Here is a 6,921-nt window from a genome sequence, read left to right as displayed (position 1 = left end):
GTAACGACCCCCGGCCCGCCCCGATTCCACCCCAGCGAGTGCAGCCGGCCACACGCCAGAACCCCCGATACCGGACATCCGGTGCCAGAACACCGAGCGTCCCGGCGTCAGACCGGCCGATCAGCGGTTGATCGACTCCGCATCCCCGACATCAGGGCATCCCCGCCCACCGGGACACCGCGACACCGAGTCGATCACCCTGACCAAGCCGCCCGGGGGCGAGGTAGACGGTGAGCGCCATACCTCACAGGCATATTCATGACTCACAGGTATATCGCCAACGACAACAACCGCCCCCAGCGGCGCGCACGGTTCACGAACGGACGCCGACCGCCGACGGGGTGGGGCTTGCCGGACGCAGCGCGCGGATCACGACGGACGGTGACCCCCGACGGGGTGGGGCCAAGCCAGACGCACCGAAACAGCGAGGCCGCACCAGCGGAGGGAACGTCGTGAGCGACACCAGCACCGACGGGCGTTACCCTGACAGCATGCAGGCCGTCTCCCCCACCACGACCGGCGTGGCCTTCCTGGCCCGCCCGGGTCGCCCTGCCGTGGTGGCGCGGACGCTCGCCGAGCTGGCCGGGCCCACCCGGGGCGTGGTGGAGCTGCCGGTACGGCTGATGTGGAACGCGGAGCGCACCTTCGATCTCGGTGACCCCGACCAGCTGCTCTGGATGTACGAGAACGTGCTGCGGGAGACGAACCGCGCCGAGGATCTGCGCGTCCTGATCAACGGGCGGACGCTGCGCCGGGTGTGGCGGCTGCTGAACCTGCCCCGCGGCGTACGTCAGGCGTGGGAGAGCCGGCACCGGGGCCTGCGCGCGGCGTGATCGCATCACATCTGCACGAGTTCTACCGCGAGGTGGCGCGGGTGGCGCTCGCCGCCGCCGGGCCGCACCGGTTCGTGCTGGGTGGCGGGGTGGCCTGGGCGGCGCACGGTCTGGTCGCCCGCCCCACCGAGGACGTGGACCTCTTCGCCGACGTGGAGGGCGCCGCCGCAGCCGCCTCCACGGGCGTACGGGTGGCGCTGGAGCGGGCCGGGTTCACGGTCACCGACGCCGACCCGGACAGTGACCTCGCCGACCTGTTCGACGGGTACGGCCGGGACATGAAGGACTTCGTGGTGAGCCGCGACGGGCGGCAGATCCGGCTCAGTCTGGCCCGGCTCGACCGGCAGCAGAGCCCGGTCGTGATGGATCTCGGCCCGGTGATGGACGTCCGCGACCTGGTCGCCAACAAGATCGCGGCGTTGGTCAACCGGCGGGAGGTTCGTGACTTCATCGACGTGGCGGCGGCCCTGGAGCACTACGACGTGACCGAGCTGCTCGAGCTGGCCCGGCAGGTCGACCCCGCACTGGATCCGGCGGACGTGCGGGCCGCCGGGCGGTACCTGGACCGGCTGCCCGACCAGCGCTTCGGCCGCTACGGCCTGGGCCCCGCCGACGTCGCCCGGGTCCGACAGCGCCTGGCCACCTGGCCACGCTGACCCGGTTCGCGGAGCCGACCGACCGCTGACGACCCGCCGGGCCGGGGGCACGACTGGGGCTGGCGTGGCGCTCGTGACCCTTGCTGGTTATGGTGCGCGAGGCGCCCACGAGGCGCGTCCACCCCCATGGAAAGGCACGTCATGACCTCTCCTTCCGGCCCGTCGCGTCGTCAGGTGCTCGCCGCCGCGGCCGCGGCGGCGACCGCCCCGCTGATCGCCGCCGCGCCCGCGCAGGCGGCCGGCGCGGCCCGGTCGCGCACCTGGGACCTCACCCTCCTGGGCACGTCGGACACCCACGGCAACGTCTACAACTGGGACTACTACCGCGACGCCGAGTACGACGACAGCAAGCACAACGACATCGGCGTCGCGAAGCTGGCCACCCTGATCAACCAGATCCGCGCCGAGCGGCGCGGCAAGGCGACGCTGGTGCTCGACGCCGGCGACACCATCCAGGGCACGCCGCTGGCCACGTACTACGCCAAGCAGGAGCCGATCACCGCCACCGGGGAGAAGCACCCGATGGCCCGCGCGATGAACGTCATCGACTACGACGCGGTGACGCTGGGCAACCACGAGTTCAACTACGGCCTGCCGCTGCTGGACCTGTGGATCCGTCAGCTCGGTTTCCCGGCGCTGGCCGCGAACGCCGTCAACGCGAAGACCGGCAAGCCGGCCTTCCTGCCGTACGTCATCAAGAAGGTCTCCCTCGGCTTCGCCGCACCGACCCTGCGGGTCGGCATCCTCGGCCTGACGAACCCCGGCGTGGCCATCTGGGACAAGGGCAACGTCGAGGGCAAGCTGCGCTTCGACGACATGATCGCGACCGCGGCGAAGTGGGTGCCGATCATGCGGGCCCGCGGCGCCGACCTCGTGCTGATCTCCGCGCACGGCGGCGACAGCGGCACCTCCAGCTACGGCCCGGAGCTGCCGAACGAGAACCCGGTGGCGCTGATCGCCCAGCAGGTGCCGGGCATCGACGCGATCCTCTTCGGCCACGCCCACAACGAGGTCGTGGAGAAGTTCGTCGCGAACGAGCGGACCGGCGAGCAGGTGCTGCTCTCCGAGCCGTCGAAGTGGGGTCAGCGCCTCACCCGGATGGACTTCACGCTCGCCCGGCAGCACGGCCGCTGGAAGATCACCACCAAGCGGGCCAGCATGCTGAACACCAACACGGTGGTGGAGGACCCGAAGGTGCTCGCCGCCGTACGGGCCCAGCACCAGAAGACCGTGGCGTACGTCAACCAGGTCGTGGCGCAGGCGACGGTCGAGATGTCCACTGTCGAGTCGCGGTACAAGGACACTCCGATCCTGGACTTCATCAACCACGTCCAGGCCGAGACGGTCACCACGGCGCTGGCCGGCACGCAGTACGCCGGCCTCCCGGTGCTGTCGCAGGCCTCGCCGTTCAGCCGCACGGCGGTCTTCCCGGCCGGTGACGTGAAGATCCGCGACGTCGCCGGGCTGTACGTCTTCGACAACACCCTCGAGGCGGTCGTGCTCAGCGGCGCCGAGGTGCGCGCGTACCTGGAGTACTCGGCGAAGTACTTCCGCACCGTCGCGCCGGGCGCCCCGGTTGACCCGGAGCAGATCAGCGACCCGGCGGTGCCGGACTACAACTACGACGCCATCTCCGGCCTGGACTACGACATCGACATCTCCAAGCCGGTGGGCCAGCGGATCACCCGGCTGGTGCTGCCCGGCACGGACACCCCGGTGGCGGACAACGCGCAGTTCGTGGTGGCGGTGAACAACTACCGGCGCAGCGGCGGCGGCAACTTCCCCGGCATCGTGAAGACCCAGGTCTACAACGCGCAGCAGGAGATCCGCCAGCTGCTCATCGACTGGGCGCAGGCCAAGGGCACGATCAACCCGGCCGACTTCTTCCAGCCGAACTGGCGGCTCGTACGCGAGGGCGTGCCGGTCTTCTGACCGGGGTGTGCCGGTCGGCGAACCGGTGCGTACCGCGACGGGCCGTGGGTGGCGACACCCGCGGCCCGTTCGGCGTTCTCAGCCCTGCGCGGTCCAGCGGACCGGGTCGTCGGCCCTCTCCGGGCGGTCACGCCCCGTCACCACCCCTAAGGCATCCTAGGATCCTGGGTGAGGGAAGGGTCGCTGCGGACCACAGGGAAGACCGGATCAGGGGCCGGAGCCCGTCGTCAGGAGCGGGTTGACGCCGAAGCGGGCTGCCGGCGCGGGGCGGGCAGTCGGTCCAGCACCGCGAGTGCCGCCCGGATCGGCCGGCGCGTCAGCATCTCGTCGAAGCTCGCCCGGCCCTGACAGAACTGGACGAACATCCGCCACCCCGGCGGAGTCGCCAACAGCGCGTGGAACGCCTCCGGGCGGCGGGTGAACAGGTCGAGCAGGCGGTACCCCGCCCGCATCGACGGCACCAGTCGCTCGGCCACCGCCCGCTCGTATCCCGCCAGGTCCCCGGCGGCGACCGCAGCCCCGGCCAGCTCGCCGGAGCGCAGCGCGAAACTGATGCCCTCCCGGCTCCACGGCTCCAGCAGCCCCGCCGCGTCCCCCACGACCAGCACCCGGCCGTGCCGCAACGGCGAATCCTCGGCACGGCAGCGGGTCAGGTGACCCGAGTCGTGCTCCGCCGGCAGATCGCTCAGCCCCAACCGGTCGACGAACCGCCGCAGGTAGTCCCGGGTCCCCTCCCCCGCACCCCGGCCCGCGATCACGCCGACAGTCAACCGATCGCCCTTCGGGAAGACCCACCCGTACGAGCCCGGCATCGTGCCCCAGTCCAGCAGTAGCCGTCCCCGCCAGCGCTCCTGCTCCGCGGGCGGCACCGGCACCTCCAGCTCCAGCCCCAGGTCCACCTGCCGGTAGGCGACCCCCACGTGCCGGGCGGTCACCCCCGACGAGCCGTCCGCCCCGATCACGGCGCGGGCCGCGAGCGACGTACCGTCGGCCAGCCGCAGGCGTACCACCTCGGGGTCCTGTTCGATGGCGCGGACCGCCACCCGCTCACGCATCTGCGCGCCGGCGGCGACCGCCGCCGCGCGCAGCCGGTCGTCGAACTCCTCGCGGCGCACCATGGTCACCACCGGACTGTCGTGCCGGCGGGTGAACTCACGGCGGCCCTCGCGGGTGAACGTCACCCGGGTCACCCGGTCGTGCGCGGGCACCTCGATCCGGTCCCGCACGGCGGCCAGTGAGGTGCCGATCAGGCCACCGCCGCAGGTCTTGTAGCGCGGGTGCTCGGCCCGCTCGACAACCAGGGTGCGGACGCCGGCGCGGGCGGCGGCGCGTGCCGCGGAGAGGCCGGCGGGGCCGGCGCCGACGACGACGAGATCCCAGACGATCACGGGTGCAGCCTAGGGCACCGTCCGCCAGCCGGCCCGGCCGCCGGGCATCCCCGCAGGCAGCCTCGGCCGCCCGATCGGGTGGGCATCTTCGGTCACGCAGGGGGTAACCGGCGCAGCGCAACCGTCTGCGTGGAGGCGGACGAGCGAAGGAGGATGTCATGCAGCAGGTGCAACTGTCGGAGGTCGAGCAACGGGTGTACCAGGCGGTCACCGCGCTCGAAGCGCGCGGGCAGGTGCCGTACCCGGACATGATCGCCGAAGAGTCCGGGTTGGCGCAGGAGCAGTTGGACGCCCCGCTGCACCTGCTCACCGAGAAGGGGCTGCTGCACCGCGAGGATTCGCCGATGGCGGGCCTCGACTTCGGCCCCCGGTTCTGCGCCCGCCAGATGGCGTAACCCCCGCGACGATTCGCCCCCCGGCGACCGGGGTAGCGGTCGAGAGTGATGATCGACGGTCAACGGGGGGCACGATGAGTGCGGCGGGCTCGCCACAGCCGGTCGACGCGGCGGAGAACCGGCGACGCTGGCAGGCCGTCGGCGTCGGGCTGGTCGCCGCGTTCATGACCCTGCTCGACGTGAGCATCGTCAACGTCGCGGTGCCGTCCATCGAACGCGCGCTGCACGCCTCACCGAGCGACCTGCAGTGGGTCCTCTCCGGGTACGCGCTCACCTTCGGCCTGGTGCTGGTCCCGGCCGGCCGCTTCGGTGATGCCCGCGGCCGGCGCAACGCGTTCGTCTTCGGCATCGCGCTGTTCACCGTGACCAGTGCGCTCGCCGGTCTGGCCACCTCCCCGGCGTGGCTGGTCACCGCCCGCCTGCTGCAGGGCGCCGCCGCCGGCGTGGTCAACCCCCAGGTGATCGGGCTGATCCAGCAACTGTTCCGGGGACCGGAACGGGCCCGCCCGTTCGGAGTGCTCGGCGCCACCATCGGTATCTCCACCGCGGTCGGGCCGCTGCTCGGCGGTCTGCTCATCGCGATCGGCGGCGAGGAGCACGGATGGCGGTGGGTCTTCTTCGTCAACGTGCCGGTCGGCATCCTCGCGGCGATCCTCGGCTGGCGCCTGCTGCCCGGCCGGCCCGAGGGCCAGCCGGACCGGCGTCGACTCGACCCGATCGGCGTACTGCTGCTCGGCGTGGGTGTGGTGCTGGTCCTGCTGCCGCTGGTGCAGGAGCAGCAATGGCGGACCCCGTGGAAGTGGGCGCTCATCCCGGCCGGCCTGACGGTGCTGGTCGCCTTCGGGCTCTGGGAGCGGTGGTACGCACGGCACCGCGAACCGCTGTTCGACCTGCGGTTGTTCAGCTTCCAGTCGTACACCCTGGGGTCGCTCATCGCTCTGGTCTACTTCGGTGGCTTCACCGCGATCTTCTTCATCTTCACCCTCTTTCTGCAGAACGGCCTCGGCTACAGCGCGCTCGTTGCGGGCCTGGCCATCACCCCGTTCGCCCTCGGGTCGGCCGCAGCGTCCGCGCTGGGCGGACGCATCGTCAACCGCTTCGGCCGGCCACTGGTCGCCATCGGCCTGCTCGCCGTGGTGATCGGGCTGGCCGCGACAGTGGTCGCGCTGCGCCTCGCGCCGGACGCCCCGGCGCCCTGGGTCACCGCCGGTCCGCTGCTCGTCGCCGGCATCGGCAGCGGCCTGGTGATCGCACCCAACCAGACGCTCACCCTCGCCCAGGTGCCGGTACCTCAGGCGGGCAGCGGCGCCGGCATGCTCCAGACCGGTCAGCGGATCGGGGCGGCGGCCGGCATCGCCGCCGTCGGGTCGATGTTCTTCTCGTCGCTGGCCAACAACCACGGCAACTGGACCACGGCCTTCGAACAGTCACTCACGCTCGCCGCCGGGATCATCGCGCTCGCGCTGGTCGCCGCACTGATCGACATCCTGCGCACACGCAACCACGCCAGGGACTGACAACCCGAGGGGTACGCCAGACATGCCGCTGGCCGGCACCCCGGGTTTGGGGTGCCGGCCAGCGGTCGGTGTCCTGCGGTCGTGCGTGGTGTTGCGGGTCAGCTCTTCCAGTGCTTGCTGACCAGGTCGGTGGCCTGCTGCTCCCACTGGGCGTAGGCGTCGGGGTAGGCCGAGACCTGCACGGTCTGCGCGGCGTCGGT

The 6,921-nt window shown here is 71.8% G+C and carries 6 protein-coding genes; 5 read left to right on the top strand and 1 reads right to left on the bottom strand.

What is annotated here, in order from left to right; all coding sequences use genetic code 11:
* Positions 1-491: 491 nt before the first annotated feature.
* The 3 genes from AB0K07_RS30415 to AB0K07_RS30405 all read left to right on the top strand — a co-directional run bounded on the left by AB0K07_RS30415 (position 492) and on the right by AB0K07_RS30405 (position 3,421).
* Positions 492-833, top strand: coding sequence for a hypothetical protein (locus AB0K07_RS30415; protein ID WP_074312322.1), 342 nt, complete (start codon positions 492-494; stop codon positions 831-833).
* On the top strand, positions 830-1,489 hold the full coding sequence (locus AB0K07_RS30410; RefSeq protein ID WP_363760972.1) for a nucleotidyl transferase AbiEii/AbiGii toxin family protein: 660 nt from the start codon (positions 830-832) through the stop codon (positions 1,487-1,489). Before AB0K07_RS30415 ends, AB0K07_RS30410 begins: the two co-directional genes overlap by 4 nt.
* Positions 1,490-1,630: 141 nt before the next feature.
* Positions 1,631-3,421 carry a 5'-nucleotidase C-terminal domain-containing protein gene (locus AB0K07_RS30405; RefSeq protein ID WP_363760970.1) on the top strand — a complete coding sequence of 597 codons (1,791 nt, stop codon included), beginning with the start codon at positions 1,631-1,633 and terminating at the stop codon, positions 3,419-3,421.
* Between the two features lie 227 nt (positions 3,422-3,648).
* Here AB0K07_RS30405 and AB0K07_RS30400 read toward each other — a convergent pair whose 3' ends face one another.
* Positions 3,649-4,809, bottom strand: a complete 1,161-nt coding sequence (locus AB0K07_RS30400) for a geranylgeranyl reductase family protein (RefSeq protein WP_363760967.1) — start codon at positions 4,807-4,809, stop codon at positions 3,649-3,651.
* A gap of 158 nt (positions 4,810-4,967) precedes the next feature.
* Here AB0K07_RS30400 and AB0K07_RS30395 point away from each other — a divergent pair, with 158 nt between their 5' ends.
* The gene (locus AB0K07_RS30395; RefSeq protein WP_121656798.1) at positions 4,968-5,204 is read left to right on the top strand and encodes a hypothetical protein; all 237 of its coding nucleotides are present in this window, start codon (positions 4,968-4,970) and stop codon (positions 5,202-5,204) included.
* Between the two features lie 74 nt (positions 5,205-5,278).
* Positions 5,279-6,721, top strand: coding sequence for an MFS transporter (locus AB0K07_RS30390; RefSeq protein ID WP_363760962.1), 1,443 nt, complete (start codon positions 5,279-5,281; stop codon positions 6,719-6,721).
* Positions 6,722-6,921: the final 200 nt, after the last annotated feature.

The organism is Micromonospora sp. NPDC049301, from assembly GCF_040678715.1.
Taxonomy (GTDB): domain Bacteria; phylum Actinomycetota; class Actinomycetes; order Mycobacteriales; family Micromonosporaceae; genus Micromonospora.
Note: the sequence above shows the minus strand (reverse complement) of the source record. Positions and strands in the feature narration are given on the sequence as shown.